This is a genomic window from Xenorhabdus kozodoii, from assembly GCF_002632875.1.
GTDB lineage: Bacteria > Pseudomonadota > Gammaproteobacteria > Enterobacterales > Enterobacteriaceae > Xenorhabdus > Xenorhabdus kozodoii.
On record NZ_NJCX01000019.1, the window covers coordinates 48,592 to 68,557 of the forward strand.

General features: G+C 41.8%; 17 protein-coding genes, 1 other RNA gene and 1 pseudogene. 7 read left to right on the forward strand and 12 right to left on the reverse strand.

Annotation, left to right across the window (positions count from 1 at the left end):
* Window positions 1–11: 11 nt before the first annotated feature.
* Both Xkoz_RS13350 and acrR read right to left on the reverse strand, forming a co-directional pair.
* Window positions 12–327, reverse strand: a pseudogene (locus tag Xkoz_RS13350) (DsrE/DsrF/TusD sulfur relay family protein).
* Between the two features lie 2 nt (window positions 328–329).
* Window positions 330–980, reverse strand: a complete 651-nt coding sequence (gene acrR / locus Xkoz_RS13355) for a multidrug efflux transporter transcriptional repressor AcrR (RefSeq protein WP_141554421.1) — start codon at window positions 978–980, stop codon at window positions 330–332.
* Window positions 981–1,122: 142 nt separating this feature from the next.
* Here acrR and Xkoz_RS13360 point away from each other — a divergent pair, with 142 nt between their 5' ends.
* The 4 genes from Xkoz_RS13360 to Xkoz_RS13375 all read left to right on the forward strand — a co-directional run bounded on the left by Xkoz_RS13360 (window position 1,123) and on the right by Xkoz_RS13375 (window position 6,732).
* Window positions 1,123–2,322, forward strand: coding sequence for an efflux RND transporter periplasmic adaptor subunit (locus tag Xkoz_RS13360; protein WP_099142631.1), 1,200 nt, complete (start codon window positions 1,123–1,125; stop codon window positions 2,320–2,322).
* A 15-nt stretch (window positions 2,323–2,337) separates the two neighbouring features.
* The gene (locus tag Xkoz_RS13365; protein WP_099142632.1) at window positions 2,338–5,487 is read left to right on the forward strand and encodes an efflux RND transporter permease subunit; all 3,150 of its coding nucleotides are present in this window, start codon (window positions 2,338–2,340) and stop codon (window positions 5,485–5,487) included.
* A 624-nt stretch (window positions 5,488–6,111) separates the two neighbouring features.
* Window positions 6,112–6,480 (forward strand): Hha toxicity modulator TomB, encoded by a 369-nt coding sequence (gene tomB, locus Xkoz_RS13370; protein WP_099142633.1) that lies wholly within the window; start codon window positions 6,112–6,114, stop codon window positions 6,478–6,480.
* 48 nt (window positions 6,481–6,528) lie between these two features.
* A complete protein-coding gene (locus tag Xkoz_RS13375) occupies window positions 6,529–6,732 on the forward strand; it encodes an HHA domain-containing protein (protein WP_047766794.1) in 204 nt (67 codons plus the stop codon).
* 88 nt (window positions 6,733–6,820) lie between these two features.
* Here the strand turns inward: Xkoz_RS13375 and ffs are convergent.
* An RNA gene (ffs, locus tag Xkoz_RS13380) (signal recognition particle sRNA small type) lies at window positions 6,821–6,917 on the reverse strand.
* 648 nt (window positions 6,918–7,565) lie between these two features.
* Between ffs and tesB the strand changes: the two genes are divergently transcribed.
* A complete protein-coding gene (gene tesB / locus Xkoz_RS13385) occupies window positions 7,566–8,420 on the forward strand; it encodes an acyl-CoA thioesterase II (protein ID WP_099142634.1) in 855 nt (284 codons plus the stop codon).
* A gap of 120 nt (window positions 8,421–8,540) precedes the next feature.
* Here the strand turns inward: tesB and amtB are convergent, their stop codons facing one another.
* From amtB to Xkoz_RS13410, 5 genes are all read right to left on the reverse strand, one after another.
* A complete protein-coding gene (gene amtB, locus Xkoz_RS13390) occupies window positions 8,541–9,821 on the reverse strand; it encodes an ammonium transporter AmtB (RefSeq protein WP_099142635.1) in 1,281 nt (426 codons plus the stop codon).
* 14 nt (window positions 9,822–9,835) lie between these two features.
* The gene (glnK, locus tag Xkoz_RS13395; RefSeq protein ID WP_099142636.1) at window positions 9,836–10,174 is read right to left on the reverse strand and encodes a P-II family nitrogen regulator; all 339 of its coding nucleotides are present in this window, start codon (window positions 10,172–10,174) and stop codon (window positions 9,836–9,838) included.
* A gap of 167 nt (window positions 10,175–10,341) precedes the next feature.
* Entirely contained in the window at window positions 10,342–12,120 is a 1,779-nt protein-coding gene (locus tag Xkoz_RS13400) for a SmdB family multidrug efflux ABC transporter permease/ATP-binding protein (protein WP_099142637.1), read from the reverse strand.
* On the reverse strand, window positions 12,104–13,852 hold the full coding sequence (locus tag Xkoz_RS13405) for a SmdA family multidrug ABC transporter permease/ATP-binding protein (RefSeq protein WP_099142638.1): 1,749 nt from the start codon (window positions 13,850–13,852) through the stop codon (window positions 12,104–12,106). The genes Xkoz_RS13400 and Xkoz_RS13405 overlap by 17 nt, the downstream gene beginning before the upstream one ends.
* 58 nt (window positions 13,853–13,910) lie before the next feature.
* A complete protein-coding gene (locus Xkoz_RS13410) occupies window positions 13,911–14,384 on the reverse strand; it encodes an Lrp/AsnC family transcriptional regulator (RefSeq protein ID WP_099142639.1) in 474 nt (157 codons plus the stop codon).
* 122 nt (window positions 14,385–14,506) lie between these two features.
* On the opposite strand from Xkoz_RS13410, the gene Xkoz_RS13415 reads away from it, so the two are divergent.
* Both Xkoz_RS13415 and queC read left to right on the forward strand, forming a co-directional pair.
* Entirely contained in the window at window positions 14,507–15,559 is a 1,053-nt protein-coding gene (locus tag Xkoz_RS13415; RefSeq protein ID WP_099142640.1) for a PLP-dependent cysteine synthase family protein, read from the forward strand.
* 32 nt (window positions 15,560–15,591) lie between these two features.
* Complete coding sequence (gene queC, locus Xkoz_RS13420) at window positions 15,592–16,290, forward strand: 7-cyano-7-deazaguanine synthase QueC (protein WP_099142641.1); 699 nt, start codon at window positions 15,592–15,594, stop codon at window positions 16,288–16,290.
* 72 nt (window positions 16,291–16,362) lie between these two features.
* On the opposite strand, the gene Xkoz_RS13425 is transcribed toward queC, so the two are convergent.
* The 4 genes from Xkoz_RS13425 to hupB form a co-directional block, all read right to left on the reverse strand.
* On the reverse strand, window positions 16,363–16,770 hold the full coding sequence (locus Xkoz_RS13425; RefSeq protein ID WP_099142642.1) for an acyl-CoA thioesterase: 408 nt from the start codon (window positions 16,768–16,770) through the stop codon (window positions 16,363–16,365).
* Window positions 16,771–16,916: 146 nt separating this feature from the next.
* On the reverse strand, window positions 16,917–17,309 hold the full coding sequence (locus tag Xkoz_RS13430; RefSeq protein WP_099142643.1) for a ComEA family DNA-binding protein: 393 nt from the start codon (window positions 17,307–17,309) through the stop codon (window positions 16,917–16,919).
* 148 nt (window positions 17,310–17,457) lie between these two features.
* Entirely contained in the window at window positions 17,458–19,338 is a 1,881-nt protein-coding gene (gene ppiD / locus Xkoz_RS13435) for a peptidylprolyl isomerase (protein WP_099142644.1), read from the reverse strand.
* A gap of 174 nt (window positions 19,339–19,512) precedes the next feature.
* A complete protein-coding gene (hupB, locus tag Xkoz_RS13440) occupies window positions 19,513–19,788 on the reverse strand; it encodes a nucleoid-associated protein HU-beta (RefSeq protein WP_167386592.1) in 276 nt (91 codons plus the stop codon).
* Window positions 19,789–19,966: the final 178 nt, after the last annotated feature.

Consider the following 19,966-nt stretch of genomic DNA (forward strand, 5'->3'; position numbering starts at 1 on the left):
CATGAATTCATCTACCCATCATTTGCCACACCATCAACCAATGCCAGTTTATTAATTCCTCTGGCATCAGAGCCGGTTTTGCACAACTTAACCTCGACACCTTGTGCTGTCAAAATTTCCAGCATTCGTTGTAAATTATAGCCCTCTTTAGACCGTTGCCCTGCCAAACCAGCAACCACATCATCAGACATTAAACATAATTTCAGTTCACTGTGAGCTTGGCTCTTTAAGCGCAATGGATAATCTCAGTGCATTAAAAAGAGACTCATTACCATAGGCACCACCACTGGCAATGATCAGAATGGGTTCTATTAATATTGACCTCATATTCAAGATTCGTTTTTTTCACTGTGCCGCAAGTGGTGGCTGTATTTAAGTGTATCAATGAAACTATCCACCAAATGAGCAGACTGCTCTTGAATATTAAAACTGTCTGGTGAGAATGACCAGTTCTCAAGCATTCCAGTCATCAATGCTCTTACCATGATAGCAGAACGCTTGAAATCGAGATTATAGGGTAGTTCTCCAGATTGAATACAAGCAACTAACGTTTTTTCAATCTTCTTGTAATCAGAAATACATATTTCCCTAATATCCTCCACTAGTGGAGATATTTCTCCAACGAATTCACATTTGTGGAAAAAAATTTCCATTAATTGACGAATTTGAGAATCATTAATCATCATTTGCAATATCGAAATTAATAAAGATCTCAACGCAATAAGTGGATTATCAGGATATTTTGATTGATACTCTTTCTCTAGTTCGTCTATTTTATGCGCTGGCATTCTACAAACAACAGAAAGTAAATCTGTTTTATTTTTAAAGTGCCAATAAATAGCTCCGCGTGTTACACCTGCGGCAGTTGCGATATCTGATAGTGAAGTAGCAGAAACACCACGCTCAGAAAAAGACTTTATCGCAGCATCTATAATTTGCTGACGAGTTTGATTGGCTTGCTGTTTAGTTTTTCGTGCCATTTCAGTGCCATAAACTTTGTTTTTGACTGAGGCTGATTTACATACATTCATGTATGTTTGTACTATAGCACCCATTAACCAACAAAGTAATGATTTCACTTGTTAGATTAAAGAATCAACATTGAAAAATTGAGGTTTACTTATGCGAAAGAACAGGGGAGTTTTGCCTCTGGCCACATTACTGGTAATTTCAGGCAGTTTCATCTTTTCAGGATGTAATGACAATAACAATACACAGCAAGGGGCTGCTGGCCAGCATGCTCCTGAAGTGGGTATCGTCACGCTGAAGGCTGAACCTCTAGCGGTTATCACAGAATTACCAGGCCGTACATCGGCTTATCGTGTGGCCGAGGTTCGTCCCCAAGTCGGCGGCATCATACTGAAACGTAACTATAAAGAAGGAAGAGATGTAATTGCTGGTGAATCATTATACCAAATAGATCCAGCCACTTATCAAGCAGAATACAGTAAAGCCAAAGCGAGCCTGGCCAGAGCACAAGCCAATGAAAATGTTTCCCACTTAACGGTTGAACGTTATAAGTCCTTGTTAGGCACACAATATGTGAGTAAGCAGGAATTCGATAAAGCAAATTCAGAATATGCTCAGGCAAGAGCAGATGTTCAGTCCGCCCAGGCCGCATTGGAAAATGCCAGAATCAACCTGGCATATACCAAAGTGACATCCCCTATTTCTGGGCGTGCGGGTAAATCCACCATCACAGAAGGTGCACTGGTTTCTGCTGGTCAGCCAACGGCTCTCACGATTGTTCAGCAGTTAGATCCCATCTATGTTGATATCACTCAATCAAGTGACGATTATCTGCGGTTCAAAAATGAAATTGCAAAAGGAACAGTTCAAAAAGAGAGCAAAAAAACTAAAATTCGTCTAATCACTGACAGCGGTCAGGAATACAGTCAAGAAGGTTACCTTGAATTTTCTGATGCCACGGTTGACGAAACAACTGGCTCTATCACTATGCGTGCGGTGTTTCCAAACCCAAATGAAGAATTACTGCCAGGTATGTTTGTTCGCACCAAGTTAGAAGAGGGTGTGCGCAAAAATGCGATTTTGGTTCCCCAGCAAGCAGTTACCCGAACACCTCGTGGCCAAGCAACCACACTGATTGTCGATAAAGATAACAAAGTAGAATTGCGTAATATCAATGCTACTCAGGCAATCGGTAACAAGTGGTTGGTCACAGAGGGTTTGAAAGCTGGAGATAAAGTTATCGTCACAGGGTTGCAGAAAATAGCACCGGGCATAACAGTCAAGCCAACGGAAACAGATTTAGATGCCAATCCTGCGGCTAATCAAGCTGAGTCTACAAAAAAGCCTCAATAAAGGAGTCGGTGATTCATGCCTAAGTTTTTTATCGAACGGCCAATTTTTGCATGGGTAATAGCGATTATCACCATGCTATCTGGCCTGCTGGCAATTATGAAATTACCCGTGGAGCAATATCCTGCCATTGCACCACCCGCCATTTCCATTTCAGCAGCTTACCCAGGCGCTGATGCGACAACAGTACAGAATACCGTAACACAGGTTATCGAGCAGAACATGAATGGCATCGATAACCTCGTGTATATGTCTTCCAGCAGTGACTCTGCGGGGCACATGAATATCATGCTGACCTTTGAAGCAGGTACAGACCCAGATACCGCGCAAGTCCAGGTTCAAAATAAGCTGCAATTGGCAATGCCATTATTGCCTCAAGAAGTTCAGCAACAAGGTATTAGTGTTGATAAAACCACCAGCTCGTTTTTAATGGTGGTCGGTTTCATCTCTCAAGATGGTTCCATGTCCCAAGATGATATTGCCGACTATATCGGCGGCAATGTCAAAGATAACTTAAGCCGGGTTACTGGCGTAGGTGAAGCAACACTCTTCGGTACACAGTATGCTATGCGTATCTGGCTCAACCCTGACAAACTGCTCAACTATAAGCTCACCACTCAGGATGTTATCAGTGCAATCAGGGCTCAGAATAATCAGGTTGCAGCCGGACAGTTAGGAGGAACACCCTCGGTTCCAGGACAGCGTTTGAATGCGTCGATCATCGCACAAACCCGCCTGAATTCAGCAGAAGAATTTGGCAAAATTTTGCTGCGCATGAATCCTGATGGTTCACAGATTCGCTTGCATGATGTCGCAACCATTCAATTGGGAGCTGAAAATTACGATATCATTGGCCGTTTCAATGGTAAACCGGCATCAGGGATTGGTATCAAACTGGCAACGGGTGCCAATGCACTGAATACCTCCAAGGCCGTTAAAGAAGCACTGGCGGAGATACAACCGTTCTTCCCGCATGGATTGACCGTTGTCTATCCCTATGACACCACGCCATTCGTTAAAATTTCTATTTTCGAAGTGGTGAAAACATTGACAGAAGCTATTCTGTTAGTGTTCATCGTCATGTACCTGTTCCTGCAAAACCTCCGGGCTACCTTAATCCCAACGATTGCCGTTCCGGTCGTACTGCTTGGTACATTTGCTATTCTTGCTGCGTTTGGTTATTCCATCAATACATTAACCATGTTTGCTATGGTACTCGCCATCGGCCTGCTTGTGGACGATGCCATTGTTGTGGTGGAAAACGTCGAACGGATCATGCAAGAAGAGGGGTTATCGCCCAAAGAAGCCACCAAAAAATCCATGGGACAGATCCAAGGTGCTCTGGTCGGTATCGCACTCGTGCTTTCCGCGGTATTTGTACCAATGGCATTCTTTGGCGGTTCAACCGGCGCGATTTACCGCCAGTTCTCGATCACGATCGTTTCAGCAATGGTATTGTCTGTATTGGTAGCCTTGATCCTGACGCCTGCGCTGTGTGCAACGATGCTCAAACCTGTTGCCAAAGGCAGCCATGGGGCACAAACAGGATTTTTTGGTTGGTTTAACGATCTATTTGAAAAATGCACACATCATTATACTGATAGTGTCGGCCGGATGTTACGAGGCACAGGGCGTTACTTAGTCATCTATGTCATCTTGCTCTCTGGCATGGCCTTCATATTTAAAAACCTGCCATCTTCCTTCTTGCCTGAAGAAGATCAGGGCGTTTTACTGGCAATGGTTCAATTACCCCCTGGCGCCACTCAGGAACAGACACAAAAGGTATTGAACGAAATCAACGATTACTTCTACACCAAAGAGAAAGATGTTGTTAAATCTGTGTTTACAGTTAATGGCTTTGGCTTTAGTGGTCAGGGACAAAATACCGGTTTGGCATTTATCAGCTTAAAAGATTGGGCACTACGTAAGGACCCGAAAGATAAGGTTCCAGCCATTGTTGAACGAGCAAATGCGAACCTCTCTCAAATCAAAGAAGGTCTCGTCTTTACGTTCAATATTCCTTCAATTGTAGAGTTGGGTTCTTCCAGCGGATTTGACCTCCAGTTGATTGATAGAGGAAATGTGGGACATGCAGCATTGACCGCAGCACGCAACCAATTACTTGGTATGTCTGCACAACATCCAGATATGCTGATGGGTGTTCGTCCTAATGGACAAAATGATACACAACAATATCGCGTTTATATCGATCAGGAAAAAGCAGAAGCCCTGGCTGTATCCACAACCAATATCAACACAACCCTGAGTACGATGTTTGGTGGCGCTTACGTCAATGACTTTATCGACCGTGGTCGAGTCAAAAAAGTCTATGTTCAGGCTGATGCCCCTTATCGGATGTTACCAAGCGATATCAGCAAGTTGTATGTTCGTAACTACCATGGGGAAATGGTGCCGTTTTCCGCATTCGTAGATGTATCAAAAGAGCCATGGATTTATGGTTCACCACGCCTGGAGCGCTACAACGGTCTCCCTTCTATGGAAATTGTGGGCGAAGCGGCACCTGGCCAAAGTACTGGTGAAGCAATGGCTCTTATGGAACAGCTAGTATCACAGTTACCACCAGGAATTGGCTATGACTGGACCGGAATGTCTTATCAAGAACGTCTATCCGGTAATCAGGCTCCAGCACTATACGCGCTATCATTGATTGTCGTATTCCTTTGTCTGGCAGCATTATATGAAAGCTGGTCTGTTCCGTTCTCGGTCATGCTCGTCGTCCCTCTGGGGGTTCTCGGTGCATTATTGGCAACATCAATACGTGGATTGGATAACGACGTTTACTTTAAGGTTGGTCTATTGACGACCATCGGGCTATCAGCGAAAAACGCTATTCTTATCGTCGAGTTCGCCAGGGATTTAATAGAAAAAGAAGGTAAGGGATTGATAGAAGCAACTCTTGAAGCAGTGAGAATGCGTTTACGTCCAATCCTGATGACTTCTTTAGCCTTTATGCTTGGCGTTATGCCTTTGGTATTAAGCAATGGCGCAGGTTCAGGCGCACAAAATGCCGTAGGCACGGGAGTATTGGGCGGTATGATTGCAGCGACATCATTGGCAATTTATTTCGTTCCCGTATTTTTCGTTGTCATTAAGAGACGGTTTACGAAGAAAAATGAGGAGATTGAACACATTTCAACGCCTCACTAAATTCAACTATGCTAAAAAGGCCACTTAATGTGGCCTTTCAAATGGGTAAAAAAACTTCGAACAGCAAATGAAAACATCACAATATCGCGTTAAAATTTATTTATAGTCTAATTAAAATAAACACTTATGAAAGACAAGTTAGGTATAAAGGTAACATCTTCTATTTTTTTATAATAAACAGAAGATAAATTAGTAACTCTCCTTGTTTTTCTCTTGATTACACCTTTAATGGTAAAAAGTGTTCCATCTTGATGGTGACATATGTAATAATGACACTATATTGATTTTGAAAGTCGCAATACAATCGCCTATAATGATTTCTGTGCTATTGCTACAGCATCTACTGTATTAGTATAATCCAGTATATTTAGTAGCACATGTTGTTATGACTATCCTTCGTAGTAGAATGCCGGCACTTGCCAGTACTAAGCGTTTTTGTCATAACTCAGCGTAAACGAGCCATTGTGAAAAAAATCAGTTGGCAGATATGCAAAATAGAGCTTTACTTTAATATTAATAAATAATAATCATGTTTTGATAGGCTCTATTCTAAAAGAATGGCTATAATAATTACATGTATAAGCCTTAGTTTAAATAAGCTATGCATCGTTTACGGAGGTGATTATGGATGAATATTCACCAAAAAGGCATGATATTGCTGAATTAAAATACTTATGTGAAAATTTAATTCATGACGCGTTTTCGGTCCTGAATCGTACTGATAATCATTGGATTCATGACCTAACTTCCGAGAAAAGTTTAAAACTAAACGAATTGATTGAACACATTGCAGCTTTTGTCTGGAGCTTTAAAATTAAATACTCAGACAACCACACGTTGAGCACCTTAATTGATAACTATCTAGATGAAACATATAATTTATTTGGAAGCGATAAGATAAGCTTTCTTGAACTTACGAAATGGCAAAAAACAAACGAGCACTTAACTAACATTCTGTTACATGATTTGAACGCTTCTTTAAGCAAAATCTGATAAATATATTTCTAACTATTTTTTCATACCAAATAAGATAAGGCGATTATGACTAAAACTGACTATCTGATGCGTTTAAGAAAATGCACTTCTATTGAGACACTGGAACGAGTAATTGAAAAAAATAAATATGAGCTATCGGAAGATGAACTTGAATTGTTCTACTCCGCAGCTGATCACCGTTTGGCTGAACTTACCATGAATAAACTCTATGATAAAATTCCATCGTCTGTTTGGAAGTTTGTCCGCTAAGCTGTAATGTTCAGATAGAAAGTGACTAAGCCGGTAGTTATTATCGGCTGACAATATGAGTAAATGATAAGCGTGAAATTGGTGAGGGCTCTGCCAGCTACATCCCGGCACACGCATCCCTTGCTATGGCTGCTTCCTTCCGGACCTGACCAAGTTAACAAGTTAGCATTGCGGGAGAACCAGCAGAGCCCTCATTGACGTTAGCTTCAAATTTCGAAGCGGTGGTCATTATCTTTCAAACATGATGAAATAGCAAGGCAACTTCATTTGAATGTTGCTTTATTACTCATAACGTTGTAAAAAACATCAAAGTGGTGTCAAAAACTGAAATTTTGATACTGAAAATTTTCCTGTCTACTATTTAGCTCTTACCCATTCTGTCCTTTAATCATTTTGCTTAACAGAATGCATTAGCATTTTTCCTGGCTCTAAATTATCTTCAACTTTTTTCTTAGGCTACAACTCATGGTAGACAAACCGTAATCAGTTGCAACAATAAATATATTTAATAACATCAATAAATCATTTCCATATTCATATAAAAACCAGATAACTTCAACTTAAGTTAAATGCCCATTTAAATACCATTCTACCTATCCTTAACATTTAAAATAAAAATACCTATACCAATCAAAAGGTAAACTTACAAAATAATACATTCGCATTATTTGATAAGTATTGATAAAATTATCTGTGATAATTCACTTCTAAAATAAAAACACAAGGATAACTTTATTTACAACTTAATCCATTTATTTTCAAATAAATAAAAATTTATCATCCATAACTTTTCATTTATACTTTTCAAATGCGCTTAAAAGTAAAGGCATGTTATGAGTCAAGCATTACAAAACTTAATTAACTTGATACACTTAGAAAAAATAGAAGAAGGAATTTACCGAGGACAAAGCGAAGACTTAGGTTTTCCTCAGGTTTTCGGCGGGCAAGTCATAGGCCAGTCGCTATATGCAGCAAAACAAACCGTCGCAGATGATAGAATGATCCATTCCTTTCATAGCTATTTTTTACGTCCAGGTGATAGCCATAAACCCATTGTTTATGATGTTGAAATATTGCGTGACGGGAAAAGTTTCAGTGCCCGCCGTGTCAGTGCAATACAAAATGGTCATCCTATCTTCTACATGACAGCATCCTTTCAAGGACATGAAGAAAGTTTTGAGCACCAAAATACCATGCCTCTGGTTCCTTTTCCCGAAGAGTTAGATCCCCAAGAAGACATTATGAAAAAAATGGCTAACTCACTCCCGACCAAACTAAAAAAAGTTTTTTCTACGCCTCCCCTGGAAATGAAACTCGTCCCTCTTCAAAATCTACCCAATCGTTCATCCCAAGTCCCTGTGCGTTATGTCTGGTTCCGTAGCAATGGAAAAATGCCAGAAGATCCATTCATTCATCACTGTTTGCTGGGCTATGCATCAGATTTTAATTTCCTCCCCACGGCACTACAGCCCCATGACGTAAAATTCATGGGAGAAAATATGCAAATAGCCACAATTGATCACTCAATGTGGTATCACCGCCCTTTCAATATGGATGACTGGTTACTCTATTCAATCGAAAGTCCGTCAGCATCAGGCGCTCGTGGTTTTGTTCGTGGACATATCTATAACCGTGCTGGTGTACTTATCGCTTCTGCGGTTCAGGAGGGAGTCATTCGCAAGCTATAACCAAACCATATGCCGTAATAACAGAAATAGACGCCATTCTTTTACTGCACTCTATCACTGCTTTTTGTTACTCATTTTTCTGTTACTACGGCACGCTGATTTTCAAACAAGTAAAAGTGCTTAGTTATAAGCGCTTTCACCATGTGAAGTAATATCAAGCCCTTCCCTTTCAGACTCAATACTAATACGTAGACCAACCAATTTATCAGCGATCTTAAATGAAATATAAGCCGCTATTGATGACCAAACTATACAGACCAATATACTAATAACCTGAATACCGAGCTGCTTCAGCATTGTCATTCCTTCAGCAAACCCTGTTCCACCTAAAGCAGATGAAGTAAAAACACCAGTCAATATACAACCTACGATGCCACATACTCCATGTACCCCAAAAACATCACAAACATCATCGATGCCTAACCATCTCTTCAATATGACCACCCCCCATAAGCCTGCAATACCGGCAATCAATCCCATCACCAATGCACCACCAATGCCAATTGTTGCCGCCGCCGGCGTAATCGCCACTAAACCTGAAATACACCCAGAACATGCCCCTAAAAGTGAAGGCTTCTGGCGAAATAACCATTCACATAAAGTCCATGACAATACCGCTCCCGCCGTTGCTACCATTGTATTCACTAGCGCTAACGCGGAGGTAGCATTCACTTCACCAGCAGATCCCACATTGAAGCCAAACCATCCAATATACAGGATCGCTGTCCCAATAAAGGTCATGGGTAGGTTATGGGGTTTAAATGCTTCCCGTCCAAAACCCGAACGCTTGCCAAGTAAATAAGCACCAACCAATCCTGCCGCCGCCGCATTAATGTGAACAACAGTCCCACCAGCAAAATCCAAAGCGCCATCCTTCGCAAGCCAACCGCCTCCCCATACCATATGTGCCATAGGGATATAAGATGCTGTCAGCCATAACACACTAAAAATCAGCAAAGCAGAAAAACGAACTCTTTCACATAAGGCTCCAACAACCAAAGCAACAGTAATACAGGCAAATGCACCCTGGAAAACAACATGAATCAATTGATAGAAACTGCCAGTGAGATCAGTTATGGATATATTTTTCAACATAACCTGACCAAAGCCACCCCAAAAAGAGTTACCGGCCTCAAAGGTCATGCTGTACCCATAAATAATCCAAAGCACACAAACCAATGAAAAACTGACAATCACTTGTGACATCAATGACAACACATTTTTACTGCGCAGTAATCCCCCATAAAACAGGGCAATGCCGGGGATAGTCATAAAAAGTACAAGTATCGTATTTACCAACATAAATACGGTATCGGCTTTATTGAGATTATTTTCCGCAGCAACAGCAAATGAAGGCAAACCGGCCACAATGTACGCTATGAATAAAAATCTTTTCTTCATTTTTCCGCCTCCATTTACAGGGCTTCATCATTAACTTCACCCGTCCTGATCCGGACGGCATGCTGTAATTCAAAGATAAAGATTTTTCCATCCCCCATTTTTCCGGTGAAAGCCGTCTGCTGGACAATATGGATAATTTCTTCAACTCGTTCATCATTGGTAGCAATATCGATTTTAACCTTGGGCAAAAAATTAACGTTATATTCAGCACCGCGATAAAGTTCAGAATGGCCTTTTTGACGTCCAAATCCCTTTACTTCTGTTATGGTCATACCTTGTATGCCTATATCAGCAAGCGCCTCCCGTACTTCCTCCAGCTTAAATGGTTTGATGATGATGGTGATAAGTTTCATATTTTCCCCCGTTTTTTTGCGACGTTTGCACAAGGGATATTTGCAAGGGATATGCCAAAAGTTAAAAATGATATTTAATCAAGGCACTATAGAAGAAAACGCTAAGGAAAAGGGAAAAGGGAACAGAAAAGCCCCTCTGTTCCCTATACACAGAGTAAATATGCACACTAAACGTGCACAGGTTCATTCAAGGTCTCACCAACTTGCTGGAGTTGGTACATTTGATAATAGCGCCCACCCCTTGCCAGTAGCTGTCGATGCCGCCCTTGCTCAACAATTGCACCACGATGTAGCACTAATATGGAATCAGCTTCAGTAATGGTTGAAAGACGATGAGCAATAACCACTAATGTTGTCTGTTTACGGATCATTCCCAGCGCTTTCTGTACTGCTTGCTCTGTTCCAGAATCAATATTCGCGGTTGCCTCATCCAAAATAAGGATCTGTGGCGTTTGCACTAAAACCCTAGCCATGGCTAAAAGCTGTTTTTGGCCTGCGGAAAGCGTATTTCCTTGTTCTCCCAAAACAGAATACAAACCATCAGGTAAGTTACGTACAAAACCCGCTAATTGAACCAACTCTAACACTTCCCATATCTTCTCTTCGCTGATATCCCGCCCTAACGTGATATTGTTGAAGAATGAAGCGGCCAAAATAACAGGATCTTGCTGCACCATTGCCACCCCATTACGCAGCACAGTATGGGAAAGTGAAGATATCGGGCGGTCATCAAGATAAATCTCACCGTCCTGCCACGGATAGTACCCCATAATCAAATTAGCCAATGTGCTTTTACCACTCCCTGTATGCCCAACCAAAGCCACAAACCCATGTGGAGGAACATGCAAGTTAATATCACTCAGGACAAGCCTGTCACCACGATAAGCAAAATTTACATTTTCAATATCAATTTTGCCACTTTTTAAGGCCCGCAAATCATTGCCATATTGCTGCTGTGGGCTATCCATCAGTTCGAAAACGCGTTCTCCTGAAACCACTGCCTGCTGCAACACCGATTGTTGTGAAGTCAATTCAATCAGGGGTTCATTCAATCGCCCAAGGTAGTTAATAAAAGCGTACAGTACACCAACGCCAATAACCTCAGTGCCTTTGATACCAAACAAGAAAAGCAAACCACACAATATTGCGGCAGATAGGAAGCTCAATAATGGCCTTAATAAGATGCCATCTAAGCGTAAAGCCTGCATACGAGCCTGATAATGTGCCCGGTTGGTAGCCAACATTTTCTCCCCAAAACGCGCTTGCTGGCGAAGCTGCTGAATCACGGTCATTCCATTAATGGCTTCATTGAAACCATCATTAATGTCAGCCAGATAACCACGAACCCGCCTAACTATTGGAGTGCTAAGACGTTGATAAATGACGATGACAAACAAGACTGCCGGGAATATTACGATCGCAACACATGCCATACGCCAATTTAAAACAAACATAGCTATCAGCATGGCACCAATGAGTGCAACACAGCGAAATACCGCGGGGATCACATTAACAAACAGATCCTTAATAACCTCAGTATCATTTGTTACGCGGGATATGAGTTGCCCAACGGGTTGAGTATCAAAAGCACTTAATGGCTGACGTAATGCTGAGTTCATCACATCAGTACGCAGTTTCTGCACCACACCCACAGATGCCTGATTAAAAAATAAGGTTTGATAATAATGTAAAGCGGCAGCAACGAGCTGCAAAATCAAGAACAATGCAGCAAGCCCACCGACAATATCAAGGGGCAAATTTCCCGTTGCAACCATATTGTCGATAAAATAGCTCACAAGCAGAGGCCCGCTCACTTCTGCCAATGCAGCAATCCATAACATTAATACGGCTATTAGCATCGGCTTGCGGTGATCTTTGCCGTAAGAAAGCAGACGCCTTAATGATGGCCATAGCTTACTCATATGGGTTTTAGTCATCTTCTCCATCCAATGCAGCTTCTAATTGTTGGTAACGGTACATATCGGAATACCAACCTGATTGATCGATAAGCTGCTTATGCTGGCCAAGCTGTGCAATCGTGCCATGTTGCATAACCAAAATATTATCGGCTTCCGTTAATGCCGACAGCCGATGCGCACTGATAATAATGGTGCGTTGCCGCCGCCATTGACTCAGATTTTTCATGATCTGGTGTTCTGTATGCCCATCAACGGCTGACAAAGCATCATCAAGGATTAAAATCTCCGTATCTAGCAGTAAGGCCCTGGCAATGGATATACGCTGTTTTTGTCCACCTGAAAGCATCACCCCGCGTTCTCCAACTTCCGTTTGATAACCTTGAGGCAGGCGCAAAATATCATCATGTACGCTTGCCAAACGAGCGGCTTCTTCTATTTGCTCTTGGGTTGCATCTGGGCGTCCCAACGCAATATTCCCTGCCACCGTATCCGAAAACAGGAAGGGAGTTTGGTTGACAATAGCCAATCGTGAACGCCACTCTTCCATTCGAAGAGCAGAAATATTTTTTGACTGGAAAAGAATCTCCCCATCGGTTACATCAAACTGCCGTTGCAACAAGGCCAATAAGGTACTCTTCCCTGCCCCCGTTGGCCCACAAAGCCCCAATAATTGCCCAGGCTCTAGCTGGAAATGGATACTTTCTAAAACAGGTTTAACACTTTGAGGATAGGTAAATTTGTTGATATTTGCCCGCAAGCTTCCTCGCCCTGAAGACAGCGACATCACGCCATCTTCAATGACCAGTGGTTCCTGCAACAAACTGCGAATACGTGTATAAGCGGCACTTCCCCTCTCAACGATGTTGAACATCCATGCCAATGCCAACATAGGCCAGATCATCAATCCCAGATACATCACAAAACTGGTCAGTTCACCAAGGGTCATGGAGCCATTCACCACCATCCAACTCCCTCCACCGATAGCCAAGAGGTTTGCAACAGCGATAGTAATGAAAATGGTGGGGTCAAAACGCGCATCTACACGCGCAACATGCATATTTTTACGCCCAGCATCAATAGCAACCTCTTCAAACTGATTGGATTGACGTTTCTCCAGTCCAAACGCTTTTATCATGCGGATACTCGTCAAACTTTCCTGCGCATGGTTGTTCAAAACAGAAAATGCGCCTTGTGCAGATTTAAAACGGTGATGAAGTTGATCGCCATAATGTTTAATCGCTAAGGCCATAATGGGCATCGGTAACAATGATAACAATGTTAATTGCCAACTGATTTCTACACTCATTACAATCAGGACAGAGCACCCCATGACTAAAGCATCAACCAGAGTAAGTACTCCCTCACCTGCCGCAAAAACAACCCTGTCAACATCATTTGTGGCGCGAGCCATAAGATCACCGGTTCTATGGCGCAAATAAAATTCAGGATCCTGGCTACTCAAACGCCAATAGAAATCACTACGCAGCTTAACTGCCAGACGATAAGAAGCACCGAATAACCACACACGCCAGACATAACGCAGACCATAAATGGCCAAAGCAATAAATAACATTATCCCTAGCCATGCTGAGAGCTGACGGAAGGTCATTGTTTTTGTGCTAATACCATCAACGATGATCCCAACCAAGCGGGGAGGAATGAGTTGCAGCACTGCAATCAAAACGAGGAAAATGACAGCCCCCAAATAGCGCCGCCATTCACTAATAAAATACCAGCTTAATTGTGAAAATAATCTCACACACTTGTTCCTGAGGTAAAAATAAAAGAGTTAACGCCCGGCCGACCAAAAGCGATCTTTATGATGTTATTGAATCGGGTATTGGCAGCGCCGTTGTATATTTTATCGTTTCCATGGCGAAGTTAGAGGTAACATCAATCAAACCAGAAACCCCGTTTACCATACGTTTGTAGAAGCGATCATAACTTTTCATATCAACAACTTCTACATGCATTAGGTAATCATATTCACCCGCCATGCGGTAAAACGTTAAGACTTCCGGCATCTCTTTTATAAAGGAGACAAACTGTTCATACCATTCACTGTTATGCTGCTGAGTTTTAATCATCACTATCACTGTCAGGCTCAGGCCAAGTTTTACCCCATTTAACAAGGCAACTTTGCCAACAATATAACCTTCATCTTCAAGTCGTTTAAGGCGCTTCCAGCAAGGTGTCGACGTCAAATTGACGGCTTCAGCCAGCGCATTCAAGGATAGACTACAGTCTTGTTGGAGCAGTTCCAGTAGCTTACGGTCTATTTTATCTAACATATCTAAATCCTATAGAAATATTTCCCAAATATAGTGGATAATCCCAGAAAAATAACAATCTATTTCTCCGAATGTAAGGTTAATCTATATACCACTACGGTATTATTATTTAAGGTCAATTTATGTCGTCTTTATGGGCTACAAATGCCATAAAAGCTATCCAAGCTGATTATCAACGCAGTGCTGATACACATCTCATTCGTCTTAACCTCCCAATGTTTTCGGGTATTCATCTCTATCTCAAAGATGAGAGTACGCATCCCACTGGTAGCCTCAAACATCGGCTTGCACGTTCCTTATTCCTTTATGCACTCACTAATGGGTGGATTCAGGAAGGAACCCCGATTATTGAAGCCTCATCTGGAAGTACTGCGGTATCAGAAGCCTATTTTGCCCGCTTACTTGGTTTACCTTTTATTGCGGTCATGCCCTCCTGTACGGCTAAGCGCAAAATTCAGGAAATTGAGTTCTATGGTGGTAAATGTCATTTTGTAGAACATTCTGCCTTGATTTATCAAGAATCAGAGCGTCTGGCAAAAGAGCTTAATGGCCATTACATGGATCAGTTTACCTATGCCGAGCGAGCGACTGACTGGCGAGGAAACAATAATATTGCAGAAAGCATTTTTCGCCAGATGCAATTGGAACCTTTCCCTGAACCAACCTATATCGTGATGAGTGCAGGAACCGGTGGTACATCTGCGACACTCGGTCGTTATATCCGCTATCGGGGACATGACACTAAACTCATCGTTGTTGATCCAGAAAACTCCGTCTTCTACGATTGCTATCATCAAAACCGCCGTGATATTTGTGGAAGTATTGGCAGCAAAATAGAAGGTATTGGCCGCCCACGAGCAGAGCCTTCTTTTATTCCTACGGTTATCGATGACATGATCCAGGTTCCCGATCCCGCCACAATTGCTACCATTTACTGGCTTGAAAAATTAATTGGCAGAAAAACTGGGGCTTCAACAGGAACTAACGTCTGGGGAGCGTTACAACTCGCCAGGCAAATGCATGATAACAACCAGCAAGGGGCAATTGTGACATTACTCTGTGATAGTGGAGAGCGTTACCTTGATACTTATTACAACCCAGAGTGGGTTAGCAATAATATCGGCGATATCACACAGTATCTAACACAGCTACCCAAGTTAAACGGTTATGAGTAACATATCTCCTTCAATTTACATAGGTAGGTATCATGAAACGAGCCGTTGTGGTATTCAGTGGTGGGCAGGATTCCACCACTTGTTTAATTCAGGCACTCCACCAATATGATGAAGTTCACTGTGTCACTTTTGATTATGGACAGCGCCATCGTGCTGAAATTGACGTAGCCTGTCGTATAAGCAAAGAGTTGGGAGCCGCGGCCCATAAAGTCCTTGACGTTACTTTATTGAACGAGCTGGCAATCAGCAGCCTGACAAGAGACAATATTCCTGTCCCCGATTTCAGTGAAAGTGAAAAAAGTGGCCTCCCAAGTACTTTTGTGCCTGGCCGTAATATCTTATTTTTAACTCTGGCGGCAATTTATGCTTATCAGGTTGAAGCTGAAGCCGTTATTACTGGTGTTTGTGAAACCGATTTTTCGGGTTACCCTGATTGCCGTGATGAGTTTGTGAAAGCGCTCAATAAAGCTGTTAGCCTTGGCATCGCTCGTGACATTCGTTTCGAAACGCCCCTAATGTGGTTAAACAAAGCGGAAACCTGGGCATTGGCAGATTATTACCAAAAATTGGATTTTATCCGCAATAAAACACTCACTTGTTATAATGGTATTCAAGGTGATGGATGCGGCGAATGCGCTGCCTGCCACTTGAGGGCTAAAGGGTTAAATCATTATTTAAACAATGCCCAATCCACGATGTTAGCTATGAAATCTAAAACACACCTCAGTTAACCAAAACGTTTTATCTCATTAACGTTATTTGTGAGAGGTTCCATGAACCTCTCACTTCGCACTTCTATTTTGTTATTTGGCATTATTTTTATAGGCTTCCATTCTTTCTCTCAATTCACCTTCTAAAACTAATGCTTTTTGCGTTTTCAAATCAATGCAAGCAAATGTCGTTAAAGCATCTGCAATAATTTGATTATCACTCCTGCGTATAATTTCCTGAAAAAATGTACCGCTTTTGTTACGTAACTCCCGCATGGACGATTTCACTTCCAGTTCATCGGTAATCACGGCTGGATGACGATAATTAATATTGATATTCACCACAACAAAACCAATATTTTTACGATTTAACCATGCCAGCGTGTCACCTTCAGTCAGTAAATCCCAGCGAGCAGCTTCCATAAATTCCAAATAACGGGCATTGTTTACATGCTGGAAGAGATCAATATGATAACCCCTAACTTTGATAATCGTGCTCATTGCTATTTTTCCCTACACTCATCCGACCAGACAAAACATAACAATAGCAAAACAATTTAATTACAATAGTGTTTGATGAATTATTCTTGATCGATATCACAGCCCTCTTGATAAAACTACTGTGAATTCACAAGAGGGCTTAACACCTAATAAGTCAATTTATCTCGATTTTTTTCGATAAAAATTGGGCCAATACCTTGTACTTCCTGTAATTGCTCTATTGCCGTAAAAGGGCCATATTTTTCACGATATTCAATAATAGCCTGTGCTTTTTTAGCCCCAACTCCATTAAGCTCTTTCGCTAATTCTTCAACACTTGCAGTATTAATATTAACAACACCCTTTTCCGATATTTGCTGGCCTGCAACTGATTCTCCGCCCTCTTTCACTTTACTGTTTTCAATGGTGGTCTTATGTTGATTAACAGGCTGTTTCACCGTTTTATCAGTAGGTTCATTCACTGTAGCAGCATGAGATAACGGCATGCTGATACACAGCGCCATCATGAGTGAGTTAAATACTATCCTTAAATATTTCATGTCAATCTCTCCATGTTTTGTTGGTAAGAGAAAGATTGCCATAACAAAATTTTCGGGCAACAGGTAAGGTTCAGATATGCGAAAGGCCACGAAAGTGGCCTTTTTTAATTACGATTTTGCAAAAACAGATGCGAGTTACTTCGCAATTTTATTCAAGCTGACCGAATTTAATATCCGCCTCATCACGTAAGTTCGTAATAAGTGATTCCAGCATGATATTACCTGTCTGATATTGATAACCCACTCTATATTGTTTGAGCATCTCATCTGTAACCGTTCCCGGAACAACTTTATCCAATTGGATAAGTACAGCATTACCTAGCTCATCTTGAGCTAATCCATATACCGGCTTACCCTCTTTAGGATGCGGTAAAGTGAATGCCACGTCAGTAGCCTGATTGGCTTGTGACTGGTGCTTTATCACAGTAGGTTGCTCGAATTGAACGCCTGCGTCTTTCAATGCCTGCGCACCCTTACCTTCTTTCAGGGCCACCAGTAGTTTTTCACTTTCCACCTGAAGTTGTTTTTCTGCTTTTTGGCGTTTCATCAATTCAGTCACTTCAGGTTTAGCCTGTGCAAACGACTGGACTGTCTCAGGTTTCACATCGTCAACACGCAGAATAAAGGCGTTATCACCCTCAACCGAAATCACATCAGAGTTAATGCCTGTTGTACCTTTATCATCCATCAAATTGCCAGAGAAAATAGCCTGAACAACTTGGTTGAAATTAATGTCAGCGGGGACATGGTCACGATCAAACCAGTCAGTGGTCACAGCCTGATAACCTGCTGCCTTTTCTGCGGCTGCCAGGGATTCATTATCATTAGCTGCGGCATCACTCACTTTTCTCTGTAATGCATAAAACGCATCAACCGCTTTTTCCTGCTCAACAATTTTCGCTATTTCCGCACGCACATCTGCCAACGGTTTGACTTCCTGAGGCTTAATATCATCCAAACGGAAAATTGCATATCCGTTAGTTAATTTGATCACATCCGAAAGTTGCCCTTTCTGGGTCAAATTTGCTGATTTGAGTTCATTAGGCAAAGAATTTTCTTCCATCCACCCCAAATTACCGCCTTTTTGAGCAGAAAATTTGTCAGTCGATTTTTCTGACGCCAATTGACTAAAATCGGCTCCTTTCTTTAGCTCATCTAAAACCGACTTAGCGGCAGCCTCTGAATCCAGTTGAATAAAGCTATATTTCTTCTGTTCAGGTTTGGTGTATTTTGTCAGATTACTTTTATAATATTTTTCAATATCCGCGTCAGATACAGTGACGTTTTTCAGTTCACTGGCAGCATCCATTTTGAGGTAACTGACTTTCACTTTTTCTGGCACAGTGAAATGCTTACTATTTTCGTCATAGTATTTTTTCAGCTCTTCATCAGTCACTGTCTGCTTCTCTTCAATTTTTTTCAATTCAAGGGTAGCAAAACGCACTGTCCTTTCTTGCAGAAGTAACGCGGCTTCCTGTTTTACTTCTGCTGGTAATGCAATTTCCCCATCGATAACCGTTTGTTCCAATTGACGATTAATCAGCGCCTGACGAACTTGTTCCGCAAAACTATCAGGACTGACGTTTGAGTGGGAAAGCCAATTCAAATACTCCTGGTATTTATTGTTATCAAATTGACCATCAGTCTGGAGAAACGGTAGGTTACGTATCTCCTGCGCAACTTGAGCATCGCTTGCTGATAAACCTAGCTTACGGGCATATTGTTCAATCAAAGTGGCATTAATCAGCCTCTCTAATGACTGGTGCCGAAGCTGCTGTAGCCTCTGTTCATCGCTTAACAAAGTTGAGAATTCATCTCCCAGCTTCTCCTGCTGAGCATTTTTTTCTTGTAAAAATGCTTGCTCTAGCTGAGCGCGACTAATGGTTTGGCCATTCACTTTGGCAGCATAACTACCACTTTCGCTTGACAGGTAACCTGTTACACCTGTCAGCAAAAAAGTCAGGATAATTAGAGCCAACACAATTTTGAGCACAGGACCGTTTGCCGCCGTGCGTAGGTTGTCCATCATAAAGACGTAAAACTCCGCTTTAGTGAAAAAGAAACTGTCATATTACGCTAATTCAAACGCTAAGAGAAAAAAAGCGCACCAATCAATTGATGCGCTTATATTCTAGCCTATCAACACGACCTAGTCAGTTGAAGTTTATCGCAATAACAAAAACCCGTGCCTGTTATCTGCTTATTAAGCATTAACCGCATCTTTTAAACCTTTTCCGGCTCTAAAAGCAGGTACTTTTGCTGCTGCGATCTTGATTTCCTTGCCTGTCTGAGGGTTACGACCTGTACGCGCTGCACGTTCACGGACAGCAAACGTACCGAACCCTACTAAAGCGACATCATCACCGTTTTTCAATGCACCAGATACTGAAGAAATGAATGCATCTACTACACGTCCGGCGGCTGCCTTAGAAATGTTTGCATCAGCAGCAATTTTGTCGATCAGTTGTGATTTATTCACTCTTAACATCCCCATTTTAGTTTTACTATCGTAACGGAAACCGATTTATAACAGATAACACGACAGTTACGCCGTAATATCAATCCTTTTCCAGTATTAGCAAGAAATCATAGAACAGCAAAATATTTAATCAGATATTTAGACTGATCTAACTTAATGACACAAAAAAAGGCTGGCA